Source organism: Nonomuraea sp. NPDC047529, assembly GCF_040642995.1.
Taxonomy (GTDB): domain Bacteria; phylum Actinomycetota; class Actinomycetes; order Streptosporangiales; family Streptosporangiaceae; genus Nonomuraea.
This window is the reverse complement of sequence record NZ_JBEYTJ010000051.1, coordinates 1-23,733: the sequence shown is the minus strand read 5'-3', so window position 1 is coordinate 23,733 and position 23,733 is coordinate 1. Positions and strand designations below refer to the sequence as shown.

26 protein-coding genes are annotated in these 23,733 nt (G+C 70.2%); 10 read left to right on the top strand and 16 right to left on the bottom strand.

Annotated elements, in window-relative coordinates; genetic code table 11:
* The first annotated feature begins 5 nt into the window (after positions 1-5).
* Positions 6-368, top strand: a complete 363-nt coding sequence (locus ABZ815_RS46315) for a MarR family transcriptional regulator (RefSeq protein ID WP_357708222.1) — start codon at positions 6-8, stop codon at positions 366-368.
* On the opposite strand, the gene ABZ815_RS46310 is transcribed toward ABZ815_RS46315, so the two are convergent.
* The 3 genes from ABZ815_RS46310 to ABZ815_RS46300 form a co-directional block, all read right to left on the bottom strand.
* Complete coding sequence (locus tag ABZ815_RS46310) at positions 365-1,168, bottom strand: alpha/beta fold hydrolase (RefSeq protein WP_357708221.1); 804 nt, start codon at positions 1,166-1,168, stop codon at positions 365-367. The genes ABZ815_RS46315 and ABZ815_RS46310 overlap by 4 nt on opposite strands.
* Positions 1,165-3,387: a SpoIIE family protein phosphatase gene (locus ABZ815_RS46305; protein WP_357708220.1), complete on the bottom strand. Its 2,223-nt coding sequence runs from the start codon at positions 3,385-3,387 to the stop codon at positions 1,165-1,167. Before ABZ815_RS46305 ends, ABZ815_RS46310 begins: the two co-directional genes overlap by 4 nt.
* A 123-nt stretch (positions 3,388-3,510) precedes the next feature.
* Positions 3,511-4,215: a metal-dependent transcriptional regulator gene (locus tag ABZ815_RS46300; RefSeq protein ID WP_357708219.1), complete on the bottom strand. Its 705-nt coding sequence runs from the start codon at positions 4,213-4,215 to the stop codon at positions 3,511-3,513.
* 102 nt (positions 4,216-4,317) lie between these two features.
* On the opposite strand from ABZ815_RS46300, the gene ABZ815_RS46295 reads away from it, so the two are divergent.
* Complete coding sequence (locus ABZ815_RS46295; RefSeq protein WP_357708217.1) at positions 4,318-4,941, top strand: UdgX family uracil-DNA binding protein; 624 nt, start codon at positions 4,318-4,320, stop codon at positions 4,939-4,941.
* Here the strand turns inward: ABZ815_RS46295 and ABZ815_RS46290 are convergent.
* Together ABZ815_RS46290 and pdxH are read right to left on the bottom strand one after the other, a co-directional pair.
* Complete coding sequence (locus ABZ815_RS46290) at positions 4,887-6,173, bottom strand: MFS transporter (RefSeq protein WP_357708215.1); 1,287 nt, start codon at positions 6,171-6,173, stop codon at positions 4,887-4,889. The genes ABZ815_RS46295 and ABZ815_RS46290 overlap by 55 nt on opposite strands.
* A 10-nt stretch (positions 6,174-6,183) precedes the next feature.
* Positions 6,184-6,861, bottom strand: a complete 678-nt coding sequence (pdxH, locus tag ABZ815_RS46285; RefSeq protein ID WP_357708213.1) for a pyridoxamine 5'-phosphate oxidase — start codon at positions 6,859-6,861, stop codon at positions 6,184-6,186.
* Between the two features lie 153 nt (positions 6,862-7,014).
* Between pdxH and ABZ815_RS46280 the strand changes: the two genes are divergently transcribed.
* Both ABZ815_RS46280 and serC read left to right on the top strand, forming a co-directional pair.
* Complete coding sequence (locus ABZ815_RS46280; RefSeq protein ID WP_357708212.1) at positions 7,015-8,121, top strand: citrate synthase 2; 1,107 nt, start codon at positions 7,015-7,017, stop codon at positions 8,119-8,121.
* Positions 8,122-8,232: 111 nt separating this feature from the next.
* The gene (gene serC / locus ABZ815_RS46275) at positions 8,233-9,342 is read left to right on the top strand and encodes a phosphoserine transaminase (RefSeq protein ID WP_357708210.1); all 1,110 of its coding nucleotides are present in this window, start codon (positions 8,233-8,235) and stop codon (positions 9,340-9,342) included.
* Here serC and ABZ815_RS46270 read toward each other — a convergent pair.
* Complete coding sequence (locus tag ABZ815_RS46270) at positions 9,339-9,710, bottom strand: BlaI/MecI/CopY family transcriptional regulator (RefSeq protein ID WP_357708209.1); 372 nt, start codon at positions 9,708-9,710, stop codon at positions 9,339-9,341. The two genes, serC and ABZ815_RS46270, sit on opposite strands and share 4 nt — an antisense overlap.
* 37 nt (positions 9,711-9,747) lie before the next feature.
* Here ABZ815_RS46270 and ABZ815_RS46265 point away from each other — a divergent pair, with 37 nt between their 5' ends.
* Complete coding sequence (locus ABZ815_RS46265; protein ID WP_357708207.1) at positions 9,748-10,326, top strand: TIGR00645 family protein; 579 nt, start codon at positions 9,748-9,750, stop codon at positions 10,324-10,326.
* A 3-nt stretch (positions 10,327-10,329) separates the two neighbouring features.
* On the opposite strand, the gene ABZ815_RS46260 is transcribed toward ABZ815_RS46265, so the two are convergent.
* The 8 genes from ABZ815_RS46260 to ABZ815_RS46225 form a co-directional block, all read right to left on the bottom strand.
* On the bottom strand, positions 10,330-10,950 hold the full coding sequence (locus ABZ815_RS46260) for a rhomboid family intramembrane serine protease (protein WP_357708205.1): 621 nt from the start codon (positions 10,948-10,950) through the stop codon (positions 10,330-10,332).
* Positions 10,951-11,064: 114 nt separating this feature from the next.
* On the bottom strand, positions 11,065-11,829 hold the full coding sequence (locus ABZ815_RS46255) for a crotonase/enoyl-CoA hydratase family protein (protein WP_357708204.1): 765 nt from the start codon (positions 11,827-11,829) through the stop codon (positions 11,065-11,067).
* A 6-nt stretch (positions 11,830-11,835) separates the two neighbouring features.
* Entirely contained in the window at positions 11,836-12,609 is a 774-nt protein-coding gene (locus tag ABZ815_RS46250) for an SDR family NAD(P)-dependent oxidoreductase (RefSeq protein ID WP_357708202.1), read from the bottom strand.
* 48 nt (positions 12,610-12,657) lie between these two features.
* Entirely contained in the window at positions 12,658-12,996 is a 339-nt protein-coding gene (locus ABZ815_RS46245) for an STAS domain-containing protein (RefSeq protein ID WP_357708201.1), read from the bottom strand.
* A 161-nt stretch (positions 12,997-13,157) separates the two neighbouring features.
* A complete protein-coding gene (locus tag ABZ815_RS46240; protein ID WP_357708200.1) occupies positions 13,158-13,895 on the bottom strand; it encodes an ATP-binding cassette domain-containing protein in 738 nt (245 codons plus the stop codon).
* Entirely contained in the window at positions 13,889-14,644 is a 756-nt protein-coding gene (gene cbiQ / locus ABZ815_RS46235; RefSeq protein WP_357708199.1) for a cobalt ECF transporter T component CbiQ, read from the bottom strand. The genes ABZ815_RS46240 and cbiQ overlap by 7 nt, the downstream gene beginning before the upstream one ends.
* A 23-nt stretch (positions 14,645-14,667) precedes the next feature.
* On the bottom strand, positions 14,668-15,675 hold the full coding sequence (locus ABZ815_RS46230; RefSeq protein ID WP_357708198.1) for an energy-coupling factor ABC transporter permease: 1,008 nt from the start codon (positions 15,673-15,675) through the stop codon (positions 14,668-14,670).
* Between the two features lie 74 nt (positions 15,676-15,749).
* Entirely contained in the window at positions 15,750-17,606 is a 1,857-nt protein-coding gene (locus tag ABZ815_RS46225) for a glycosyltransferase family 2 protein (RefSeq protein WP_357708197.1), read from the bottom strand.
* Positions 17,607-17,898: 292 nt separating this feature from the next.
* On the opposite strand from ABZ815_RS46225, the gene ABZ815_RS46220 reads away from it, so the two are divergent.
* A complete protein-coding gene (locus ABZ815_RS46220; protein ID WP_357708196.1) occupies positions 17,899-18,270 on the top strand; it encodes a hypothetical protein in 372 nt (123 codons plus the stop codon).
* Between the two features lie 313 nt (positions 18,271-18,583).
* The gene (locus ABZ815_RS46215) at positions 18,584-19,525 is read left to right on the top strand and encodes a D-2-hydroxyacid dehydrogenase family protein (RefSeq protein ID WP_357708195.1); all 942 of its coding nucleotides are present in this window, start codon (positions 18,584-18,586) and stop codon (positions 19,523-19,525) included.
* 27 nt (positions 19,526-19,552) lie between these two features.
* Here ABZ815_RS46215 and ABZ815_RS46210 read toward each other — a convergent pair whose 3' ends face one another.
* The gene (locus ABZ815_RS46210; protein ID WP_357708193.1) at positions 19,553-20,122 is read right to left on the bottom strand and encodes a CGNR zinc finger domain-containing protein; all 570 of its coding nucleotides are present in this window, start codon (positions 20,120-20,122) and stop codon (positions 19,553-19,555) included.
* A 72-nt stretch (positions 20,123-20,194) separates the two neighbouring features.
* On the opposite strand from ABZ815_RS46210, the gene ABZ815_RS46205 reads away from it, so the two are divergent.
* Both ABZ815_RS46205 and ABZ815_RS46200 read left to right on the top strand, forming a co-directional pair.
* Positions 20,195-20,944 (top strand): class I SAM-dependent methyltransferase, encoded by a 750-nt coding sequence (locus ABZ815_RS46205; RefSeq protein ID WP_357708192.1) that lies wholly within the window; start codon positions 20,195-20,197, stop codon positions 20,942-20,944.
* 54 nt (positions 20,945-20,998) lie between these two features.
* Entirely contained in the window at positions 20,999-21,769 is a 771-nt protein-coding gene (locus tag ABZ815_RS46200; protein WP_357708190.1) for an arylamine N-acetyltransferase, read from the top strand.
* A 154-nt stretch (positions 21,770-21,923) separates the two neighbouring features.
* Here the strand turns inward: ABZ815_RS46200 and ABZ815_RS46195 are convergent, their stop codons facing one another.
* Positions 21,924-22,688 carry a hypothetical protein gene (locus tag ABZ815_RS46195; RefSeq protein ID WP_357708189.1) on the bottom strand — a complete coding sequence of 255 codons (765 nt, stop codon included), beginning with the start codon at positions 22,686-22,688 and terminating at the stop codon, positions 21,924-21,926.
* Between the two features lie 133 nt (positions 22,689-22,821).
* Here ABZ815_RS46195 and ABZ815_RS46190 point away from each other — a divergent pair, with 133 nt between their 5' ends.
* Positions 22,822-23,526 (top strand): class I SAM-dependent methyltransferase, encoded by a 705-nt coding sequence (locus tag ABZ815_RS46190; RefSeq protein ID WP_357708188.1) that lies wholly within the window; start codon positions 22,822-22,824, stop codon positions 23,524-23,526.
* The last annotated feature ends 207 nt before the right edge of the window (positions 23,527-23,733 follow it).

Sequence of the window (23,733 nt, the reverse complement as noted above, 5' to 3'; positions counted from 1 at the left end):
CATGCATGGACAAACCTATCGGATACTGGGTGAAGCACCTCGACAACCTGCTGGAGGACGCGATGGGCCAGACCCTGTCCGCGTACGGCGCCTCGCGCAGGGAGTGGCAGCTTCTCCACGCAACCGCCCACGATCAGAACGCCGCCGCGCTGGCGCCGTTCGAGGGCGTGGAAGAGGCCGTACAGAGTCTGACGTCGAGGGGATGGCTCGCGGACGGAGAGCTGACCGCCGAGGGAAGGGCCACGCACGCCGCGGTCTCCGAGCACATCACCCGATTCAGGCGGCGCATCACCGAGGGCGTGAGCCCGCAGGAGTACCTGACCGCCGTTGACGTGCTGCGCCGCATGGCGGCCAACGCCGAACGTTAGCCGGCCGCCCGGTCGGCCTCCAGCACGACCCGGGCGACCAGCCCGGGATCGTCGCTCATCGGCACGTGCCCGCAGCCCTTGAGCAGCCTGACCCGCTGCCCCGACCACCGCGCCGCGCGGACGGCCTGGCGGCGCGGCAGCAGCCGGTCACGCTCGCCCCACGCGATCGTGACCGGGCACTTGGGCGGAGCCGGCGGCATCAGCCCGCCGAACGACTCCAGCGTCTCGTCGAACCCGGCCGCTCCGGCCAGCGCCTGCGTGGCCGCGACGAGCCCGGCGGGGTCGAGCCGGCCCGGCCGGGCGACCAGGATGCCGCTGGACAGGGCGCGCGTGAACGGGCTGCCGGCCGCCATGGCCGCCTGCTCCGGCGACATCGCGCGGGCCGAGCCCCGCAGGGCCTTCAGCATCGACTGGCAGTAGAGCAGCTCGGACCGCGACCAGAACCCGGCCGGCGACAACGCGGTCGCCGTGCGCACGACGCCGCGCGAGGCGAGTTCGAGCGCGATGTAGCCGCCGAGCGAGTTGCCCACCACGTGCGGCTCCCGGATGCCGAGCAGCGCGCAGAACGACTCGACCGCGTCCGCCAGCGACTCCGCGGTGTACGGGATGCCCGCCGGCAACCGCGGCGACACCCCGAAACCGGGCAGGTCGATCGCGATCACCGTGTGGTCGGCGGCCAGCCGGTCCATCACGGGCAACCACGCCTGCCAGTGGTGTCCGATGCCGTGGACGAGGATCAGCGGCTCGCCGGTGCCCCGGCGCTCGAAGGCCAGCTCCATGCGGCCCAGTGAACCACTCACCTGCGCCGGGTGGGAATCTCGAACCAGACCGCTTTGCCTTCCCTGGTGGGACGGGATCCCCAGCGCTTGGCGAGCTGGTCGACCAGGTAGAGACCGCGGCCGCCCTCGTCGTTCTCACCGGCGCTGCGGATGCGCGGCAGGCGCAGGTCCTGGTCGAACACCTCGACCCAGACCGACTCCTCGCCCCTGCGCAGCCTCAGCGTGAACTCCTTGTCGCCGACCGGCTCCTCCTCGAAGCCCGGCATGTCCCAGGAGTCCTCGAACGGCAGCGGCGGCCCCTCGACGACCAGCTCCCGGCGCGGGGAGTTGGCGGTGGAGGCGTGCAGCACCACGTTGGTGACGACCTCGGAGACGAGCAGGCAGGCCAGCTCGGCCCGTTCTTCGGGCACGTTCCAGCCGGAGAAGGCCTCGGAGGCCATGCGGCGCGCCTCGCCGACCATGATCGGCTGGGCCGGGAAGGTGCGCTCCTCGACGTCGAGGTCGACGTCGCTGGAGCGGACGACGAGGATCGCCATGTCGTCGTCGATCTCGCCGGGCACCGCGACCGTGGCGGCGTCGGCGATGCGCTCGACGTCGGCGTCGGCCATCTTGGCGAGCTTCTCGCACAGCACGCCGAGCGTCTCCTCCTCGCTCGGCATCCGCCCGTCGCGGCCCGGACGCCGGTCGACCAGGCCGTCGGTGTAGAGCAGCAACGCCGCGCCCGGCGGGAGGGTGCGGGTCTCCTCCTTGTAGACCAGGTCGGCGTGCAGGCCCTTGGCCCGGACGCCCAGCGGCTGGCCGACCTCCTCGATGTCCATCTCCAGGCACTGGCCGTCGACCACCAGCAGCGGCGGTGCGTGCCCGGCGTTGGCGAAGGACAGCTGGCGCGACCAGGCGTCGTAGACCAGGTACTGGCAGGTGACGATGGGCGGGATGCTGACGTCGGCGCCGTTGTCGTCCTGCTCGGGGGTGGCGATGATGCGGGTCCACTCGTCGAGCCTGGCCAGGATGTCGGCGGGCGACTTGTCGTCCTGGGCGAAGGCCCGCAGCGCCGCCCTGAGCTGGCCCATGATGGCCGCGGCCTTGGCGCCCCTGCCCTCGACGTCGCCGATCACGATGCCGACCCGGCCGGCCGAGAGCGGGATCACGTCGTACCAGTCGCCGCCGACCTGGGTCTGGATGCCCTGGCCGTGGGAGGCGAGCGGGGCCGCCGGGTAGTAGCGCACCGCGATGTCGAGGCCGTCGAGCTGGGGCAGCGCCCGCGGCAGCAGGTGCTTCTGGAACGACTCGGCCGTGTGACGCTCCTCCTCGAACAGCAGCGCGTTGTCGATCGCGAGGGCCACGCGGGTGGCGATGGCGCCCACGAAGTCGCGGTCGAAGGCGTCGTAGTGGGGGCTGCGCCGGTCGGTCAGGTTGGACAGGCCGAGGTACATCAGGCCCAGCGTCTCGCCGCGCACCAGCAGGGGGGCGACGATGGCCGAGGTCATGCCGATCTCGCCGGCCAGCCGCGCGCTGCCCTCGTGGGGCATCGGGTAGCTGGTGGTGGAGAAGTCCTCCACCAGGATGGTCTCCTGGCGGCGCAGCGCGGTGTCGGCGTAGTGGCCGGAGGGGTAGCGGATCTCCGCGCCCACCGGCTTCCACGTGCCCGCGGGCGGGGTCCAGCCCTGGACGTGCTCCGAGACCCGGCGGACGAGCCGGTCGCCCTCCATGAGCTCGATGAAGCAGTGGTCGGCGAACTGCGGGACGAGCATCTCGGCGACGCGCTTGAGCGTCTCCTCGACGTAGAGCGAGCCGGCCAGGCGTTCGCCGATGCGCTCAAGGAGCCCGAAACGGTCTTTCTCGCGTTCGTTGCTGCGCAGGGCCTCGCGGGCCAGGATGACGATGCCGGTGACCGAGCCGGACGGGTGACGCAGCGGCACGGCCTGGGCGCGGACGTAGACGATCGTGCCGTCGCCGCGCCTGACGTCGAACGTGCCCTCCCACACGCCACCCTTGAGCACGTGCTTGGCCAGCTCGATCGCCTGCGGGTGGTCCTTGTCCATGATCCCGAGGGACAGGACGGACGCGTCACGTGCCGGCGCCTTGCCGGGACGGCCGAACAGCTGCTCGGCGAAGGGATTCCAGTAGAGGAGATTGCTGAAGCGGTCTGTCACGACCACTGCCATTTCGGCATGGTCCAGAACGGACCCGGCACCAAGGTGATCAGCCGTTTCTTGTGACAGATCCCCCCATCGCTTCATCCGGAGACCACTCCTTGGGGTGGCTTGTGCGCACAGCGGACCACGGGCGCTCCTGCAACTGTCTTGGCCAGGGGAGAGTGGAGGGCCTCCCGAGAGGGATTCAACCAAGTGGCTGCGCGCGCGTCAGCGCTTGGAGACAAAAACGTGCGCGGCAACGTCACGCGGAAGCTCCGCGGGAGTGTCGTTCGCGTCACCGTCACCTGTCACCCGCACACCGTCGTCGCTCGCCGCGAGCGTCACCTCGCGTCCGGGTTGTATCCCAACTTGCTTGAGTTTAAGCATCACAGCAGGATCGCTTTGCACTTGTTCGCTGATCCGGCGCACCACGACCGGAATGTCCCTCGGCCCGGCGGCCTCGGACATCGAGGTCAGGACGTTGGCCGCACCCTCGGCGGCCTCCGGCGCCCCCAGCTCGGCCAGCCCCGGGATGGGGTTGCCGTGCGGGCAGACCGTGGGGTTGTCGAGCAGCGTCACCAGCCGCGCCTCGACCGACTCGGACATGACGTGCTCCCACCGGCACGCCTCGATGTGCACCTCTTCCCAGGGAAGGCCGATGACCTGGGTGAGCAGGCATTCGGCCAGACGGTGCTTGCGCATCACGCGCGTGGCCAGCGTGCGGCCCAGGTCGGTCATCGACAGATGCCGGTCGCCCTCGACGCGGACGAGGCCGTCGCGCTCCATGCGGGCGACGGTCTGGCTCACGGTGGGGCCGCTCTGCTGGAGGCGCTCCGCGATGCGGGCGCGAAGGGGGACGATGCCCTCCTCTTCGAGCTCGTAAATCGTGCGGAGATACATCTCCGTCGTGTCGATCAGGCCGTGTGCGGTCAAGGCTCCTCCCAACTGAAATGCTACGCCGGTCGTGGCGGGGACTGAGCCCGTCCGCTACGGGCACAGAAGTCTTCAGGAACCCTATTGGGAGAACGACCGACGATGGTTAAGGACGGCAACAACGGGGCGGCCGAGTTCGTTCCCGACCGGCGTGATCTCGGCTCCCTGCGGACCGCGGCGGCCCGCTGCGAGGGCTGCGACCTGTACGCCGCCGCCACCCAGACGGTGTTCGGCGAGGGCCCCGAGCAGGCCCGCTTCATGCTGGTCGGCGAGCAGCCCGGCGATCGCGAGGACCTGGAAGGGCATCCTTTCGTGGGGCCTTCGGGACGCGTGCTGGACCGCGGGCTGGAGGAGGCGGGAATCGAACGGGACGCGGTCTATTTGACAAACGCCGTCAAACATTTCTCCTTCACTCCGCGGGGGAAGAGAAGGATCCACCAGAAGCCGACGGTGGCCGAGATCGAGGCCTGCCGGCCGTGGCTCAGCGCGGAGCTGGCGCTGGTGCGGCCCGAGGTCGTCGTGGTGCTCGGCGCGACGGCGGCCAGGTCGCTGCTGGGCAGGGCGTTCCGGCTGACGGAGCACAGAGGCGAGCCGGTGCCGCTCGGCGACGCGCTCGCGGTGGCCACGATCCACCCCTCGGCGGTGCTGCGCGCGCCCGACAGGGACGCGGCCTACGCGGGCTTCGTCTCCGACCTCAGGGCCGCGGCGCGGGTGTCGGAGCGGTAGTCGCGGAACGCGGCCACCGACAGGCCGACGACGAGCACGGTGACCGCGCACGCCAGTCCCCCGCCCACCCAGGCGCCGGTGAGCCCGAAGGCGGTCGCGGTCGCCCCGGCGCGCAGGTCGCCCAGGCGCGGGCCGCCCGCCACCACCACCATGAACGCTCCCTGCATGCGCCCGCGCATCTCGTCGGGGGCGTAGAGCTGCAGGATCGACTGCCGCCACACCGACGAGATCACGTCGGCCACGCCGCCGACCGCCATGAACGCCACGACCAGCCACAGCTCGCCCACCAGCCCCGCGGCCGCCACGGCGAGCCCCCACATGGCGATCGCCAGCACCAGCGCGAGGCCCTGCCGGGAGACGCGGCCCACCCAGCCGGAGAACAGCGCGCCGGCGACCGAGCCGATGGCCATGGCCGAGGTCGCCCAGCCGAGCGCGGTCATCGAGCCGCCGAAACGTTCGGCGGCCAGTTCGGGGTAGAGGGCGCGCGGCATGGCGAAGACCATCGCGATGATGTCCACGACGAACGACATCAGCAGCACCGGGCTCCTGGCGATGAAGCTGAGGCCCTCCCAGACCGCCCGGGCTCCCGGACGTCCCACCTCGGTCAGCGGGGGCAGGGCGGGCAGCCTGAGGGCCGCGTAGAGGCCGGCGCTGAACAGCAGGGCGTCCACCGCGTAGGCGGCGGCGTAGTTGGGGTGGTCGCCGCCGGTGGCCAGCAGCACGCCGCCGAGCATCGGGCCGACGACCGCGCCGAGGCTGTAGACCAGCGAGTTGAGCGCGTTGGCGGCCGGCACCAGCTCAGGGTCGAGGATGCGCGGGATCACCGAGCCCCTGGTCGGGCCGGTGATCGCGAACCCGGTGGCGTTGACCGCCGTCGCCGCGAAGATCAGATAGACGTTGCCCAGCCCGAGCAGGGCCTGCGCCAGGATGACCAGGGTGGCCGCCCAGGTGATGAGCGAGCCGATGACGAGCAGCCTGCGCCGGTCGAAGGCGTCGGCGACGGCCCCGCCCCACAGCCCGAAGACCAGCAGCGGGATCAGGTTGGCCATGCCGAGTAGGCCCACCCAGAGCGAGGAGTGGGTCAGGTCGTAGACCTGCTGGCCGACCGCCACGACGGTGACGGCGACGCCCACGTTCGAGACCGCCTGACCGGACCAGATCCGGCGGTAAGCGGGCACGGCCAGCGGCCTGGTGTCCACAAAATGACGTTTGACCAGTTCCCCGAATGCCACCTAAGGCAATTTAAGGGGCAAGTCTTTCCAAGGCCCACCCGGGTCGGGTACGCCGGTACCGCAGCCTGTCGTGCATCCGGTCCAGCTGTCCCTGCCAGAACTCCACCTCGATCGGGGTGACCCGGAAGCCGCCCCAGAAGTCGGGCACCGGCGGATCCTCCGGCCAGCGGGCGGCCAGCTCCTCGTAGCGCTCGTCCAGCTCCTCACGCGAGCGGACGACCGCCGACTGGCGCGAGGCCCAGGCCCCGATGCGCGAGCCGTACGGGCGGGAGTTGTAGTAGTCGGCCGACTCCTGGTGGGAGATGCGGGCGACCGTGCCCTCGATGCGGATCTGGCGGCGGATGGCGTGCCAGGGGAACAGCAGCGAGGCTCGCCCGTTCTCGGCCAGGTCGCGGCCTTTGCGGGACTCGTAGTTGGTGTAGAAGATGAAGCCCTGTTCGTCGTAGCCCTTGAGCAGGACGGTCCTGGCGCTCGGCCGGCCGCCCGCGGAGGCGGTGGCGAGGACCATGGCGTTGGGTTCGGGCAGGCCGGATTCGAGCGCCTCCTGGAACCAGACGGTGAACTGCGCGATGGGGTCGGACGCGAGGTCGGTTTCGAGCAACGGCTCGCCCTCGTACGTTCGGCGTAGCCCCGCCAGCAGGGGCGGGCGCGGGGTGGCATCCACGAGAAGGTATTCTTGCGCGCTCATGTGGCAGATCCCACAGAAGGCTCCCTACCAGCGGGTTTGGCGTTTCGGCGGGTCCCGAGACCGACCATGAGCTGGGAGGGGGTTAAATTGACCCGCCGGTATCTCGACATCAAGGCATTGCCGTTACATGGCAAGAAAGGGAGGCGGCCGAGCATGTCCGACTTCAAACCCGGCCTCGAAGGCGTCGTGGCTTTCGAGACCGAGATCGCGGAACCGGACAAAGAAGGGGGCGCCCTTCGATACCGGGGCGTCGACATCGAGGAGCTGGTCGGCCGTGTCCCGTTCGGGCACGTTTGGGGCCTGCTGGTCGACAACAAGTTCCAGCCGGGCCTGCCCCCGGCGGAGCCGTACCCCATCCCTGTCCACTCCGGTGACATCCGTGTAGACGTGCAGAGCGCGCTGGCCATGCTGGCTCCGGCCTATGGCTTCAAGCCCCTGCTCGACATCAGTGACGAGGAGGCCCGCGACCAGCTCGCGCGCGCCTCCGTGATGGCTCTCTCCTTCGTCGCGCAGTCCGCGCGCGGCCTCGGCCTGCCGATGGTGCCGGAGAGCCGGGTCGACGAGGCGAAGACCATCGTCGAGCGTTTCATGATCCGCTGGCGCGGTGAGCCTGATCCCAAGCACGTCAAGGCCATCGACGCTTACTGGACCTCGGCCGCCGAGCACGGCATGAACGCGTCCACGTTCACCGCCCGCGTCATCGCCTCCACCGGCGCGGACGTGGCGGCGGCGCTGTCCGGCGCCGTCGGCGCCATGTCGGGCCCGCTGCACGGCGGCGCCCCCGCCCGCGTGCTCCACATGATCGAAGGCGTGGAGCAGCTCGGCGACGCCAAGAAGTACGTCCAGGGCGAGCTCGACAAGGGCAACAGGCTCATGGGCTTCGGCCACCGCGTGTACCGCGCGGAGGACCCGCGCGCCCGCGTGCTGCGCCGTACCGCCAAGGAGCTCGACGCGCCCCGCTACGAGGTCGCGGCGGCGCTGGAGCAGGCCGCTCTGGAGGAGCTGCACGCCCGCAAGCCCGACCGGGTGCTCGCCACGAACGTCGAGTACTGGGCGGCCGTGGTGCTCGACTTCGCCGAGGTGCCCTCGCACATGTTCACCTCGATGTTCACCTGCGCCCGCACGGCCGGCTGGGCCGCGCACATCCTGGAGCAGAAGCGCACCGGAAGGCTGGTGCGGCCGAGCGCCAACTACATCGGCCCGGCGTCGCGCCCGCTCAGCGACGTCCCCGGCGCCTCCGAGGTTGCCGGCACGATCTGACACGATTTCGCCCGTGTCATGAACGGCCCGCCCGATCAAGGGCGGGCCGTTCCGCGTCTCATTCGGCGGACCCGCGCGACGTCACCCGGACGGCCTCAGTACGCTTGGCACGTGGCTGACATCGTGATTCCCGCTGACATCAAGCCCGCCGACGGCCGCTTCGGCTGCGGGCCCTCGAAGGTTCGCACCGAGCAACTGGCCGCGCTCGCCGCCTCCGGCGCGAGTCTCATGGGCACCTCCCACCGCCAGAAGCCGGTCAAGAACCTGGTCGGCCGCGTGCGCTCCGGGCTCGCCGACCTGTTCTCGCTGCCCGAGGGCTACCAGGTCGTGCTGGGCAACGGCGGCACCACCGCGTTCTGGGACATCGCGGCCTTCGGGCTGATCAGGGAGAAGTCCCAGCACCTGGCGTTCGGCGAGTTCTCCTCGAAGTTCGCCGCGGTCGCCAAGAAGGCGCCCTGGCTGGGCGACCCGAGCGTGATCAAGTCCGACGTCGGCACCTACCCCACCGCAGTGGCCGAGGACGGCGTCGACGTCTACGCGCTCACCCACAACGAGACCTCGACCGGCGTCGCCATGCCGATCTCCCGTGTGGGCGGCGACGACTCGCTGGTGCTGGTCGACGCCACCTCCGGCGCGGGCGGCCTGCCGGTCGACATCGCCGAGACCGACGTCTACTACTTCGCCCCGCAGAAGAGCTTCGCCTCCGACGGCGGCCTGTGGATCGCGATCATGTCGCCGCGCGCCCTGGCCAGGGTCGAGGAGATCGCCGCCTCCGGCCGGTACGTCCCCGAATTCTTCAGCCTGCCGATCGCAATCGACAACTCCGGCAAGGACCAGACGTACAACACGCCCGCCGTGGCCACGCTGTTCCTGCTGGCCGACCAGCTCGACTGGATGAACGGCAACGGCGGCCTGGCCTGGACCACCGCCCGCACGGCCGACTCCAGCCAGCGCCTGTACACCTGGGCCGAGAAGTCGTCCTACGCCACGCCGTTCGCCGCTCCGCAGTTCCGCTCGCAGGTGGTCGGCACGATCGACTTCAACGACGACGTCGACGCCGCAGAGGTGGCCAAGGTGCTGCGCGCCAACGGCATCGTCGACACCGAGCCCTACCGCAAGCTGGGCCGCAACCAGCTGCGCATCGCGATGTTCCCGGCCATCGAGCCGTCCGACGTCGAGGCGCTGACGGTCTGCGTCGACCACGTGGTCGAGCGGCTCTAGCCCGGCGCCCGCCGGCGCGTCCGGCGGGCCAGCTCGTCCAGGAGCGCCAGGGCGTCCGCCTCCTCGACGCTCTGCGCGAACCTCGTCAGCACCGGCAGCCTGTCGGTGCTGACGGCAAGCGCCTCCAGCATCAGGCGGCTGACGTGCTCGGCCCTTGAGCAGGCGGCCGCGTAGCGGAAGGCGTTGCGCGAGGGCGTGCGCACGAGCAGCCCCTTGCGCACCAGCCGCTCGGCCACGGTCTGCACGGTCGTGTACGCAAGGTCGCGTTCCTCGTTGAGCCTGTCGAGCAGCTCCCTGACGCGCATGGCCCGGCCGGCATCCCACAGCACGTTCATGATCGCGCGTTCCAGGGATCCCAGGTTCGCCAACTCACCAGTCCTCCGGCTCGATCAGTAGGAAACATTCTTGCCTGAAAAGCCCCCTATCGGCCAGGGGCGAGCGCTGCCCCGGAGCCTCGGCTACCTCATGTTCGCCAGCCGCTGGCTCCAGGTCCCGCTCTACCTGGGCCTCATCGTGGCCCAGGCGGTGTACGTCTGGCAGTTCATGACCGAGCTGTGGCACCTGCTGAGCAGCGTCTTCCTGCACCCGGCGACCGGCGACGGCACGTCGGCCGAGGTCGTCGTCATGCTCACGGTGCTGGCGCTGATCGACGTCGTGATGATCTCCAACCTGCTGATCATGGTGATCATCGGCGGCTACGAGACGTTCGTCTCGCGCATCAACCTCAACGACCATCCCGACGAGCCCGAATGGCTCTCCCACGTCAACGCCAACGTGCTGAAGGTCAAGCTGGCCACGGCCATCATCGGCATCTCGTCGGTGCACCTGCTGCAGACGTTCATCCGGGCGCGTGACGTGCCCAACGACAAGATCATGTGGCAGACGATCATCCATCTGGCGTTCGTGGCCTCGGCGATCGGCCTGGCGCTCATCGACCGCATGCTCTCCAGCTCGCCGGCCGAGCACACCAAGCCGCACCTGTAGGGCTCAGAGCGAGGCGGGCAGCTCTTTCCTGCGCCGCAGCACCCAGGCGGCCACCACGCCGCCCAGGAGCCCGAACAGGTGGCCCTGCCAGGAGATGCCCTGCTGGTTGGGCAGCAGGCCCCACAGGATCGAGTAGTAGGCCACGCCCACGCCGATGCCGATCAGGATGTCCACCAGGCGGCGGTCGAACAGCCCCCGGGCCAGCACGAAGCCGAAGTAGCCGAAGACCAGGCCGCTCGCGCCGATCGTGATCACGCCGGGGCTGGACACCCACGTGCCGACGCCGCCGATCACCACGATCAGCAGCGTGGCCCACAGGAACCTGCGGATGTCGCGCACCGCCGCCAGGAAGCCCAGCACCAGCAGCGGCAGCGAGTTGGCCATGAGATGGCCGAAGCCGCCGTGCAGGAACGGCGCGAAGAAGATGCCCAGCAGGCCGTCGGGGTCCCAGCCCGCGATGCCGTACGAGTCGAGCGCGCCGCCCATCACGTAGTCGACGCCTTCCAGCACCCACATCACGGCGAGCATGGACCCGAGGATGACGATCGCCTTGATCGCGCTCGACAGGAAGGTGCCGGCGCCGCGCTTGGCCGACTCGAACCTGGAACCGGACTGGTCGCTCATGCGCTCTCCTGGTGGTCGTCTCCTCTTTTTTTACCGTACGCAGGAAAGCTCACGCGCGCGCGTTGACGCCGCCCCTCCCGGACGTCCCGGAAGGGGCCGGCGTGCCGGCGAGGGTTACTCGCCCTTCCACTGGGGGGCGCGCTTCTCGGCGAAGGCCGCCGCGCCCTCCATCGCGTCCTTGGAGCCGAACACCGGGTTGATGATCGCGCCCTGCTTCTTGAACATCTCCTCCAGCGACCAGTCCTGGGACTCGATGATCACCTTCTTGGTCGCCGCGAGCGCCAGGGGCGCGTTGGCGGCGATCTTGCGGGCCAGCTCCAGCGCGCCCTCCAGGGCGGCCCCCGGCTCGGTGATCCGGTTGACCAGGCCCAGCTCGTACAGGCGGGAGGCCGGGTAGTGGTCGCCGGTCAGGGCGATCTCCATGGCCACGTGGTACGGGATGCGCCGCGGCAGCCGCATGATCCCGCCCGCGCCCGCCACCAGCCCGCGCTTCGGCTCGGGCAGCCCGAACGTGGACTCCGACGAGGCCACGATGACGTCGCAGGACAGGGCCAGCTCGAACCCGCCGGCCAGCGCGTACCCCTCGACCGCGGCCACCAGGGGCTTCTTGGGCGGCGCCTCGGCGATGCCGCCGAAGCCGCGGCCCTCGACCACCGGGAGGTCGCCGGTCAGGAACCCCTTGAGGTCCATGCCCGCGCAGAACGTACCGCCGGCGCCGGTCAGCACGTACGCCGAGATCTCGGCGCGGGCGTCGAAGGTGTCCAGCGCCTCGGCTATCCCCCGGGCCACCGCGCCGTTGATCGCGTTACGCGCCTTCGGCCGGTTGATGGTGATGATCGCGACGTTTCCGGACTGCTCGACGAGCACTTCGTCAGACACGAGACCTCACTTGGGCTGGAAGCGGATGCCGCCGTCGAAGCGCACGACCTCGGCGTTCATGTAGTCGTTCTGGATGAGCGAGTGGACCAGGTGGGCGAACTCGTCGGCGCGGCCCATGCGCTTGGGGAAGACGACCGGGGCCACGAGCTTGGCCTTGAACTCCTCGGCGTTGCCGGAGAAGCCGTAGATGGGGGTGTCGATGATGCCGGGGCAGATCGTGTTGACGCGTACGCCGATGGCCGCCAGGTCGCGCGCGGCGGGGACCGTCATGCCCACGATGCCGCCCTTGGAGGCGGAGTAGGCGAGCTGGCCCGTCTGGCCCTCCAGGGCGGCCACGGAGGCGGTGTTGATCACGACGCCGCGCTGGCCGTCGGCGTCGACCGGCTCGGTGGCGGCGATGGCGGCCGCCGCGACGCGCATCAGGTTGAACGTGCCGATCAGGTTGACCTCGATCACCTTGCGGTACGTGGCCGGGTTGTGCGGCTTGCCCTCGCGGTTGACCGTGCGCTCGGCCCAGCCGATGCCCGCGCTGTTGACCACGACGCGCAGCGGCTTGCCCGTGGCCACGGCCGCGTCGACGGCCGCCTGCACCTGATCGTCGTCCGACACGTCCGTCCTGACGAAGACGCCGCCGAGCTCGTCGGCGACGGCCTTGCCGCGCTCCTCGTTGAGGTCGGCGATGACCACGGTGGCGCCCGCCCGGGCGAGCTCACGGGCCGAGGCCTCGCCAAGGCCGCTGGCACCGCCGGAGATGATTGCTGCAGATCCGTTGACGTCCATATCCCGGACCCTAACGCGCCAACCGAATGAAGTTCTACTCGGGGCGGGTTAAATCTCCCCCACGGCGCTGTCGACGTCGGAGTACACCTTGATCCGCCGGTCGAGCCCCGTGGTCCGCAGGATGCGGGCCACGGGCGCCTGGGGCGCGGCCAGGCACACCCCGCCGCCTTCTCCGGTGGCCAGCCGCCAGGCCTCGATCAGCACCGAAAGACCGCTGGAGTCCATGAACGACAGCTGCTGCAGGTCGAGCACGAGCCTGGCGCTGTCCTGCTTGATGGCGTCGCGTACCTCGTCGCGGAGGAACGGTGCGGTGAACAGATCGAGCTCTCCCTCAACAGCCACCACCACGGCGTCACCCAGGGCGTGTCGCGCAAGCCGCAGCTTCATTTGGCCCCTCCTCGATGAGCCACTGTACTTCGACATCCCCGGATAGCGGGCATGCACAAACTACGAAGAGCCGGATGTGGAAGGACCGGGCCGGATCGATCGCGCGCCGGAGGTCGCGCCAAGGGTTCCCACCCGGCCCGCGACCTGGGCGCCAGGTCGCCTCACCCGGCCGGGACGGCGAAGCCGTAAGGGAGCTCCAGGCGGTGGTCGGCCAGCAGCCCGGGGTCGGCCAGCAGCTCGCGTGTCGGGCCGTCGGCGGCGATCACGCCTCCCGACAGGATCAGCGAGCGCTCGCACAACTCCAGCGCGTACGGCAGGTCGTGGGTGACCATGAGCACCGTCACGTCCAGCGACCGCAGGATCTCGGCCAGCTCCCTGCGCGCGGCCGGGTCGAGGTTGGAGGAGGGCTCGTCGAGCACCAGGATCTCCGGCCGCATCGCCAGCACCGTGGCCACCGCCACCCTGCGCCGCTGCCCGAACGACAGGTGGTGCGGCGGCCGGTCGACGGCCTCCAGCATGCCGACCCGGTCGAGCGCGTCGCGGACCACCCGGTCGAGCTCGGCGCCCTTGAGTCCGGCGTTGGCCGGGCCGAAGGCGACGTCGTCCTTGACCGTGGGCATGAAGAGCTGGTCGTCGGGGTCCTGGAAGACCAGGCCGACGCGCTGCCTGATCTCCTTGAGCGTGTCCTTGCGCACCGGGACGCCGCCCACGGCCACATTGCCGTGCCCGGCGGTGAGAATGCCGTTGAGATGCATGACGAGGGTCGTCTTGCCGGCGCCGTTGGGGCCGAGCAGCGCCACCCGCTCGCCGCGGCCGATCGCCAGGTTCACGCCGAACAGCGCCTGAGTGCCGTCGGGGTAGGCGTAGGCCAGGTCACTGACCTCCAGAGAGTTCACCATGAGAGCCCCAGAACCGCGAGTGCCGTGACGGGCAGGGCGAGCGCCGCCCCCCACTGCCCGATGGATGCCGAAATATCTTGAATTATCGGCATCCGTCCGGAGTAGCCGCGGCTCAGCATCGCCAGATGCACCCGCTCACCCCGCTCGTACGAACGGATGAACAGCGCCCCGGCCGAGCGCGCGATCACCGGGATCTGCCGGAAGTTGCGCGCCTCGAACCCGCGCGACTCCCGCGCCACCCGCATCCGCCGCATCTCCTCCACGATCACGTCCATGTACCTGAGCATGAACATGGCGATCTGCACCAGCAGGCTCGGCAGCCGCAGCCGCTGGGCCCCGACGAGGATGACCCGCGGCTCGGTGGTGGCCGCGAGCAGGATCGAGGCGATCACCCCGAGCGTGGCCTTGACCAGGATGTTCCAGGCCGCCCACAACCCCTGCACGCTCAGCGAGACCCCCAGCACCGTCGTGCGCTCCCCCATCCCGATCACCGGGATCAGGAACGCGAACAGCACGAAGGGCACCTCGATCACCATCCGCCGCAGCACGTGCCCGAACGGCACCCGCGCGGCCAGCGCGACGCCCCCGAGCAGCACCGCGTAGACCGCGAACGCCCAGAAGCGCTCCCGCGGCGTGGCCACCACGACGACGGCGAAGGCGAAGACGGCGAGCAGCTTGCACTGCGGCGGCAACCGGTGGACCGGTGAGTCACCCGGCAGATAGAGATCGTGCCGATGCCCCGCGCCCACCGTCACTCACCGTCTCTCACAGATCAGACCCCCACGTTCGTACGGCTCCGCGCGGCGAACGCCACGCCACCGGCGATGAGCAGCACGAGCCCGACGCCGACGATCCCGGCCACGCCGACCGGGATGCCGCCCACCTCACCGTAGTCGGCCAGCGCCCACGACCCGAACGCGTGGTCGACCGCCTGGCCGCTGAAGCCCTTGTTCTCGGCCACGGCCTCCAGCCCGTCGGGGTCGGAGGCGGCGAAGAAGGAGACCACGCCGGCCAGCACCAGGGTCAGCCCGATCCCGCCCAGCAGGAACGGCCTGAGCGCGCCCGGCCGGGCCGCCGGCGCCTCCTCGCCCACGGTCGTGGTCGTGCCCTCGGCGCCCTTGAGCACCAGCGGCTTGGCCAGCCCGCGGGCGCCGTAGACCAGGTCGGGCCGGACGGCCAGCACGGCGGCGACGGTGGTGGCGGTGATCAGGGCCTCGCCGATGCCGATCAGCACGTGCACGCCGCCCATGGCCGCGGCCACGGCCGACACCTCGATGGGCGCGGTCCCGCCGATCCAGAACAGCAGCGAGAACACCAGCGCCGAGGCCGGCACCGAGATCAGCGCACCGAGGAACGCCCCGAGCGTCACCCCGCCCCTGCCCCTGGACAACCCGGTGACCAGCCGGAACACGCCCCAGCCGACCAGCACGGTGACGATGCCCATGATCGTGATGTTGACGCCCAGCGCGGTCAGCCCGCCGTCGGCGAAGAACACGGCCTGCACCAGGAGCACCACGGCCATGCAGAGCACCCCTGTGTAGGGCCCCACGAGTATCGCCGCCAATGCGCCGCCCAGCAGGTGGCCGCTGGTGCCCGCCGCGACGGGGAAGTTCAGCATCTGGACCGCGAAGATGAACGCCGCCACGAGCCCCGCCATGGGCGCGGTCCGGTCGTCAAGTTCCCGGCGTGCGCCCCGCAGGCAGACCGCCACCCCGGCGGCCGCCACCGCTCCGGCGGAGACGGAAGTAGCTGCGTTGAAGAAGCCATCGGGTACGTGCACGGCAACGCCTCCAGAAGGACGAACAAATCCTTCTCACTTTAGAGCATCGCCTTGCACCTGCACATAGGTGGCAATTACTGAAGGATCCTCCTGAGGATCGTTCGCGGCGTCAGCCGGTGCACGACCGTGCTCAGCCGCCCCTTCCCCGAGGTCGCGTACGGCCGCACGCTGCGCAGCAACGCCGCGCCCCACCACCTGCGCGGACCGGCGACCGTCTCGGCGTCGGTCTCGACCCTGAACCGCGCGGGCGGCCCGCCCAGGTCGAGCTCCAGGTAGGCGTCCCAGGTTCCGGGCGGGAGCCGGCCCACCGCCGGCCTGGCCGCGAACCCGCCCCCGGGCAGCGCCGTCACGCGCTCGGCGCGCTCGCGGCCGGTACGCCGCTCCCGCCAGACGATCTGCCTGACCGCCGTGCACTCGGGGACCGTCCCGGCCACGCTGACCTCGCCGTGCACGACGAGCCGGTGGCCCAGCGCCCACCGCGTCCTGTGCAGCCGGACCGTGCCGGGCACGGCGACGACGTGCCCGCCGACGTCGATGCTCAGGTTGCCGTTGTCCCGGGTGAAGTACGGCAAGGTCACCACCCCGCCGATCAGGTGGGCCGGCGGCCGGGTGACGCCGTTGTCGCGGTCGGCGCCCAGCCTGCCGTGGCGCACCACCCCCTCCAGCTCGACCGCCACCCGCAGGTCCCAGACGCCGGAGGAGAGCGCGGCGACGTCCACCCGGGCGGTGAACTCGGCGCCCCGCCGCTCGGCCGGGACGACGAGCTCGCCGTGCGGGTCGTTGCGGGCGCGCAGCACCAGGGCCACGCCGTCGTCCTGGCTGATGCCGTCCAGGCCGGCCGTGCCGGTGACCACCAGGTGGTCGCCCTCCCAGCGCAGCCCGGTCAGCCGCCGCCGCACGGTGGCGCTCTCGATGCGGGCCAGCCGCACCAGGCGGTCGACGTCGCCGAGCGCTGCCACGCGCTGCTTGTCGATGCTGTTGAGCCGGGCGTGCACGCCGGGGGTGAACCACTCGTCGCACAGCGCCGCGACCTCCTGCGCGATCTCCTTGCGGCGTACGTCGTCGCTCTCCAGGAACACCGTGCCGAGCTGGGCGAAGGCATCGAGCCTGAAGTGCCGGCGCAGCAGGTGGTCGCGCAGCGGGCCGGGCTCGACGTGCCGGGCCATGAGCCGGATGGGCCGCCGGATCATGGACAGCCAGGCGACCGGGTCCCTGCTGCCCGCCCGCTGCATGATGCTGGTGCCGTCGGATCTGGAGACCAGGTGGTAGCAGTCGTAGTCGGCGACCACCGAGATCACGCCGGCGTGGCAGTAGGCGTGCACGGTGAACATGATGTCCTCGCCGACCAGCATGTCCTCGGCGAAGCGGATGCCGTGCCGCTCGACCATCTCCCGCCTGAACAGCTTGAAGCAGCTCAGGCTGTTGTAGACGTTGCTGTCGGCGAGGGTCAGGCGCTCGGCGTTCTGCTGGAACATCGAGGCGGGGGCCCGCCTGCCGTGGCCCACGATCTTGCCGAGCACGATGTCGGAGCCGTTCCTGTCGGCCATGGCGACCATGCGTTCGAGCGCCTCGGGGCCGAGGTGGTCGTCGGCGTCGCAGAAGAAGACGTACCGGCCGGTGGCGTGGCTGAGGCCGACGTTGCGCGGCCGGCCCGCGCCGCCCGAGCCCTCGATGTGCACGACCTTCACGCTGGTCTGGTGGTAGGTCGCGTAGAGGTCGAGGAGCTCGGCGCCGCCGTCGGTGGAGCCGTCGTCGACGACGATGATCTCCTTCTTCACCCGCTGCACGAGCGCCGAGGTGAGACACCTGTCCAGATAGGGACGGCAGTTGTGCACCGGGATGACGACGCTGACGTCGACCGTCTCGTCGTTGTTCCCCGCCGCCGACATCGCCACCACTACCGCCACCTCAGAGTCACGTTGCGCTGCCATGTCGTTTCAGTATGTGACGAACGCCCGTCGCCGCGGGGGCCGATCGACCGTCTTCGAGCCACCTAATTTGCCCAGCACGGCGATTCGTTGCATTCCTCGGAAAAGACCCCAGACACGGCTCTAATCAGCACATTCAGCGGTGACCGAATGAGTTTCAGGGGAAAATCTTCGACCTGTGAGAGGAAGAAACTCTCCGCCGGGAGCATGGACCTACTCCTCGGGCTCGCGCGTCATCCTCCGGCGGGGTACAGACGTCTACAGTTAGGCAACCTTGACCGGGAAGGTGGCGGGAATGGCATCGAATCTTCGCTGGCATCGGGCGGGCGGCATGACGATGAGCAAGTCCGACTTCGCTCGTTCCTCAGCGCGTCTGACCGAGCTCTTCCAGTGCTCGGCGATGCTGCGACGTACGCGGATGCGGGCCGAGGAGATCGTCGACGAGGCCCGCGCGCTGCTGGCCGAGGCGGAGGCCGAGGAGCTCGCCGACCCCGACCGCATCGAACGGCTGCGCACCCAACTGGAGCAGGCACGAGCCTCCTACTCCAAGGTTCTCACCGCATATGTGACGCTCTGCCGCAGGATCAACGAGGAGCGGCAGGAGATTCTGGCGATGCAGATGGAGATGGAGTTGAACCGCGATTCCGGCCTGCCAGGAGTGGCCTGATGATTTGCCCTGGACAATTGCCGCAAACCGCGCGGGAATGACCCCACCGGCTCCCGGTCCGCGCCTCCCCTGAGAACGTCTCAGATAGATGTGAACCTATGTGACACCTGAGACGTCATTTGTGCAGGGAGGCCCACCATGCGCGTCCTTGACGGTCTGGCGACGCCGGACCTGGAGGAGCTCAACCTGGAGCTGATCCTGGTCGCGGCGCTGCACGAAGAGGCGGAAAGGCTGGCCGCCGACTGAACGGGCTCCAGCTCCCCGGCCCCGCCGGGGAGCTGGAGCAGGGGGCCGCGGCGTAGGATCACAGGTCATGCTGCGCTGCGCCGTCCTCGACGACTACCAGGGCGTGGCCCTTGGCCTGGCCGACTGGTCGCGGGTCCGGGCCACGAGCTTCCGGGCCCACTTCACCAGCCACGACGAGCTGGTCGCGGCCCTCGCCGACGTCGAGATCGTGGTCATCATGCGGGAGCGCACGCCGTTCACAGCGGAGGTGTTCGAGCGGCTGCCCCGGCTGCGCCTGCTGATCACCACGGGCATGCGCAACGCCTCCGTCGACCTCGACGCCGCCCGCGCCCGCGGCGTCACGGTGTGCGGCACGGGCGGCGCCTCCACCCCGCCGGCCGAGCTGACCTGGGCGCTGATCCTCGGCCTGGCCCGGCACCTGGTGCCCGAGGCCACGGCGATGCGCTCCGACGGCCCGTGGCAGAGCACCGTCGGCATGGATCTGCACGGCAGCACCCTCGGGCTGGTCGGCCTCGGCAAGATCGGGGCGCAGATGGCCCGGATCGGGCAGGCGTTCGGCATGGACGTCATCGCTTGGAGCCAGAACCTGACCGCGGCGCGCGCCGGCGAGCTGGGCGTGCGGGCGGTGACCAAGGAGGAGCTGTTCGCCGAGTCGGACGTCGTCTCCGTGCATCTCGTGCTGAGCGAGCGCACCCGCGGGCTGGTCGGCGAGCGCGAGCTGTCGTTGATGCGGCCCAGCGCCTACCTGGTCAACACCTCGCGGGCGGCCATCGTCGACCAGGCCGCCCTGGCGTCGGCGCTGCGCGAGGGGCTGATCGCGGGGGCCGGGCTGGACGTCTTCGAGACCGAGCCCCTGCCCGCCGGGCACGAGCTGCGCAGACTGCCCAACGTGCTGGCCACCCCGCATCTGGGATACGTCACCGGCGGCAACTACGAGACCTTCTTCCGCGACGCCGTGCAGGACATCGACGCGTTCCTGGACGGCACGCCGATCCGCGTCCTCAGCTGACCCGGCCCGGTTCACCTCCTGGCCGGTTCACTCGGTCCGTGTCCTGGCGCGGAAGGCCGCGGTCTTGACCCGGTTCTGGCAGGCGGTGGTGCAGAAGCGGCGGGTGCCGTTGCGGGAGACGTCCACGTAGACGCGGTCGCAGTGGGGGGCGGTGCAGACGCCGAGGCGGTCACTGAACTCGCTGCCGAGCACGATCGCGAGCCCGGTCGCGCAGCTCGCGGCCCAGTCGCCCGCCAGCGAGCCGCCGGGGCCGTGGAAGTGCAGGTGCCACGGCTCGCCGTCGTGGCGTTCGAGCATCGGCCTGGCCCTGCTCTCCTCCAGCAGCGCGTTGGTGGCCAGGGCGGCGGTGTCGGCGTCGCCGTCCGCCACCGCGCGGAACACCTCGCGCAACCGGGCCGCGACCTCGGCCAGCTCGGCGGCGTCGGCCGCGCCGAGCTCGCGGTGGCCGGGATAGACGCTGTCCAGCGCCTCGGAGGCCGCCGCGACGAGGTCGCCGGGGACGGGGAACTCACGCCCTCGCTGCTCGCCCGGGGTCAGCCCGTTGACCAGCGCCACCGCGACCCGGATGATCGTATCTGTGTGACTGTTGTAATCCACTTGACCAGTTACACCTTCGCGCTCTAGGTTGTGACTGCCCAAATCTTAGACGACGGTTACAGGGAGATTGTGATGCTCACCCACGAAGTCGCACTGCACTGGATCGAGCGTTGGGACCGCCAGCAGGAGGGCTACCTGCCCGACCGGGAGGCCCGCTTCACCGCGCTGATCGACGCGGTCGAGGCCCTGGGACGGCCCGATCCCGTGGTCATCGACCTGGGCTGCGGGCCGGGGTCGTTGTCCGCCCGGCTGCTCGAACGCCTTCCCCAAGCCACCGTGATCGCCGTCGACGCCGATCCGCTGCTCCTCGGTCTCGGCCGGGCCGCCTACCCGGGGCTTCGGTTCGTCTCCGCCGACCTGCGCACCGGTGGGTGGACCGCGGCGCTCGGCCTCGACCGTCCCGCCGACGCCGCCGTCAGCACCACCGCACTCCACTGGATCTCGCCGGAGGAGCTTCAGGAGACGTACGCCGAGCTGGCCGGCGTGCTGCGTCCCGGCGGGGTCCTGCTCAACGGCGACCACATGGACTCCTCCTCCCCCACCCTGGCCCGGCTGGAGCGCGCGGTGCACCAGCGCGAGACCGACCGGGTCTTCGGCGACCGCCTCCCCGAGGACTGGCGCTCCTGGTGGGACGCCATCTCCGCCGACCCCGCGTTCGCCGACCTCAACCAGGAGCGCAGCACGGCCGGCGCCTCCCACGACGGCTCCGAGTCCCACTTGGTCGAGCACCACGTCAACGCGCTGACCAAGGCCGGGTTCGGCGAGATCGGCACGTTGTGGCAGCGGGGTAACAACCGTCTGCTGTGCGCCGTACGGAGCTGAGCCCCGACGCCATCCGGCGGGCACGAGCAGGCGAGACATGGTTTCCTGTACGTCATGGACGAGTCGCAAGTCACCCGCTACTTGGACAGATTCGGAGCGTCCCGGCCGGTGCCCCCGGACGTCCACGGCCTGCGAGCCCTGCAGCTCGCGCACCTGAGGGCGGTGCCGTTCGAGAACCTGAGCATCCACCTCGGCGAACCCATCTCGCTCGCCACGGACGCCCTGTTCGACAAGCTGGTCACCCGCCGCCGCGGCGGATTCTGTTACGAGCAGAACGGCCTGTTCGCCGCGCTGCTCACCACACTCGGCTATCGGGTGACCATGCTCGCGGCGCGGGTGTTCGAGGGCGGCCGGCCCGGGCCGCTGTTCGACCACCTCGCGCTCCGCGTCGACCTCGACGAGTCGTGGCTGGTGGACGTCGGCTTCGGCGACTTCGCCGACGAGCCGCTGCGGCTGGACGAGCGCGGCGAGCAGAAGGACCCTGCCGGGACGTTCCGGATCGTCCCCGCTCCAGGGGAGCACGGCGATCTCGACGTGTCGCACAACGGTGAGCTCGCCTACCGGCTCACGGGGCGGGCGTACGAGCTGGCCGACTTCGTACCGACCTGCTGGTGGCAGGCGACCTCGCCGGACTCGCACTTCACCAGGTCGCCGGTCTGCTCGATCCGTACGGCGGAGGGGCGTACCACGGTCAGCGGGCGCAAGCTGATCGTCACCCGGCAGGGGGAACGGGCCGAACGCATCCTGAACGAGAACGAGCTGCTTCCGGCGTACCGCGAGCACTTCGGCGTGCTGCTGGACCGGGCACCGGCAGCCGGCGCCTGACTCCCCCTGCCCCTCTCCGGGCTCTTTCGGGCCCTTTGGGGATCTTCCTGGCTCTCCCGGGCCCTTGCGGCTCTTCCTGGCTCGCGGGCCCCCTTGGCTCTTCCTGGCTCTCGGGGCCTTTCGGCTCTTTCTGAGCGGCGGTGCCGAGGCGTCGTCAGCGCCTGATCGGCTCGCGCAACACCGGCAGCCCCGCCTGGGAGTCGAGCACGAGCCGGTTCCCCAGCGGCCGCGCGAGCGTGACGGTGGTCGTGGCCGTCTTCAGCATGGCCGGACACACCTGGACAACCCTGGCACTTCCCTCGTCCACATCGACCACCACCACCTGGTCCGTCTCGTAGACCCGAACCCCGTGCACGGTCTCGCAGGCGCCGTACCCGTACCGGAGCAGCAGCCCCTGCGACTCGCCCGCGACGAGGTCGTACGCCAGCACCTCCTCGACCTTCCCCGGCACCCGCTCGGGACGAGCGGTCACAGCCGACGGATCGACCGCCACATGCACCTTCTTCTGCTCGACCCCCTCAACGCTGAACACCCACGCGGGGACCCGGACCGTCCCCCGGCTGGTCTCCACCGGCACCCGGCCCAGCCGGACACCGACCACCCGAAGCGGACGGCAACCCTCGGCCGGGCACTCGTCCTCGATGAAGGGGGCCGGCCTGCCGAACTCCGCGTACGCCCTGGACGCCGACACGAGCGGCACACGCGAGACCTTCCCGTCCGGCCATCGCACGTCCGCGCTGGGCGGTGTGTCCGTGGGCAGCTCGACGTCCAGCCGCCACACACCGTTGTGCGCGCTCCTGTTCACCCAGGCCGGGATGTCGCCCACCCGTGCCCATCCCTGCGGATTCAACACCTCCAACGCCACGAACCCGTCGCGCCAGGCACGATCGTCCGCCGACCCCTGCCACCGCGCAGCCACCTCACGGGCCCGACCCTGGAACGTCCCCCGTCGTCCGGAATCATCCCCACCGCACACCAGCCCGATGAGCAGTGCCATGAAGAACCCCACGCCCACCCGCACTCGTGAACCACCTGAACTACGGTGACCGACCATGGCCGACTACATCTCCCCCGTCTTCTACGACTTGCTCGCAGTGAACAGCCACGTACCGGACGTCCGCAAGAAGTTGCCGCCCCTCCTGGCCGGAGTTCACCGCAGCATCCTGGAGATAGGCGCCGGAACCGGCCTGATCACCACATCCGTGGCCGAATGGACACCAGCCGAGATCTTCGCCCTGGAACCCTCGGCCGCGATGCGCGCTGTCCTACTGTCCCGCCTGGCCGAACGCCCGGACCTGCTCGAACGGATCACCGTACTCCCCCACGACGCCCTGAGCCTCGACCTCGACGACCCGCTCGAAGCCATGGTGATGATCAACGTGATGTACGCCCTGGAACCCGGCTACCGCAAGCGGCTCTGGCCCGTCCTGGCCGGCCAGTTGGAGCCCGGCGGTCTTCTGATCTTCACCTGGCGCGACGGCGGCCCGCCGAAACCCCGTCCCATGCGGCAACTCGACTCCCGCCAGGTGGGCCGCCACACGTACACGGTCTCGTCCGAGATCACAGAGTCGGACGACGAAGGCGCCACGTGCCGCTACCTCTACCGGATCACTCAGGGCGACAAACTGCTCAGCGAGGAAGAACTCGTCGGCCACGCCTACCGTCCTGCCTGGGAAACCCTCCGGGAAGAGCTCGCGAGCGCAGGCTTCGTCCAGGCCGACGCCCCCGACGGCCTCCTGGCCTGGCGACGCCCCTGAACCATCCTCGAACACCGGGCTGCCACACCGACCGCCATCGCCTCTCGACGTCCGGGCAAATCGATGGCTCCCTCAATGAGGCTTTTTCATCCCCCTGGCGGCAGGGCGCTGATCACAGCCTGATCGCGAGCTTGGCGATCGCCTGACGACGTAAGAAACCCCTGGTAGATGGATTGATCACCACAACCAGATCCGTCACAACCAGGG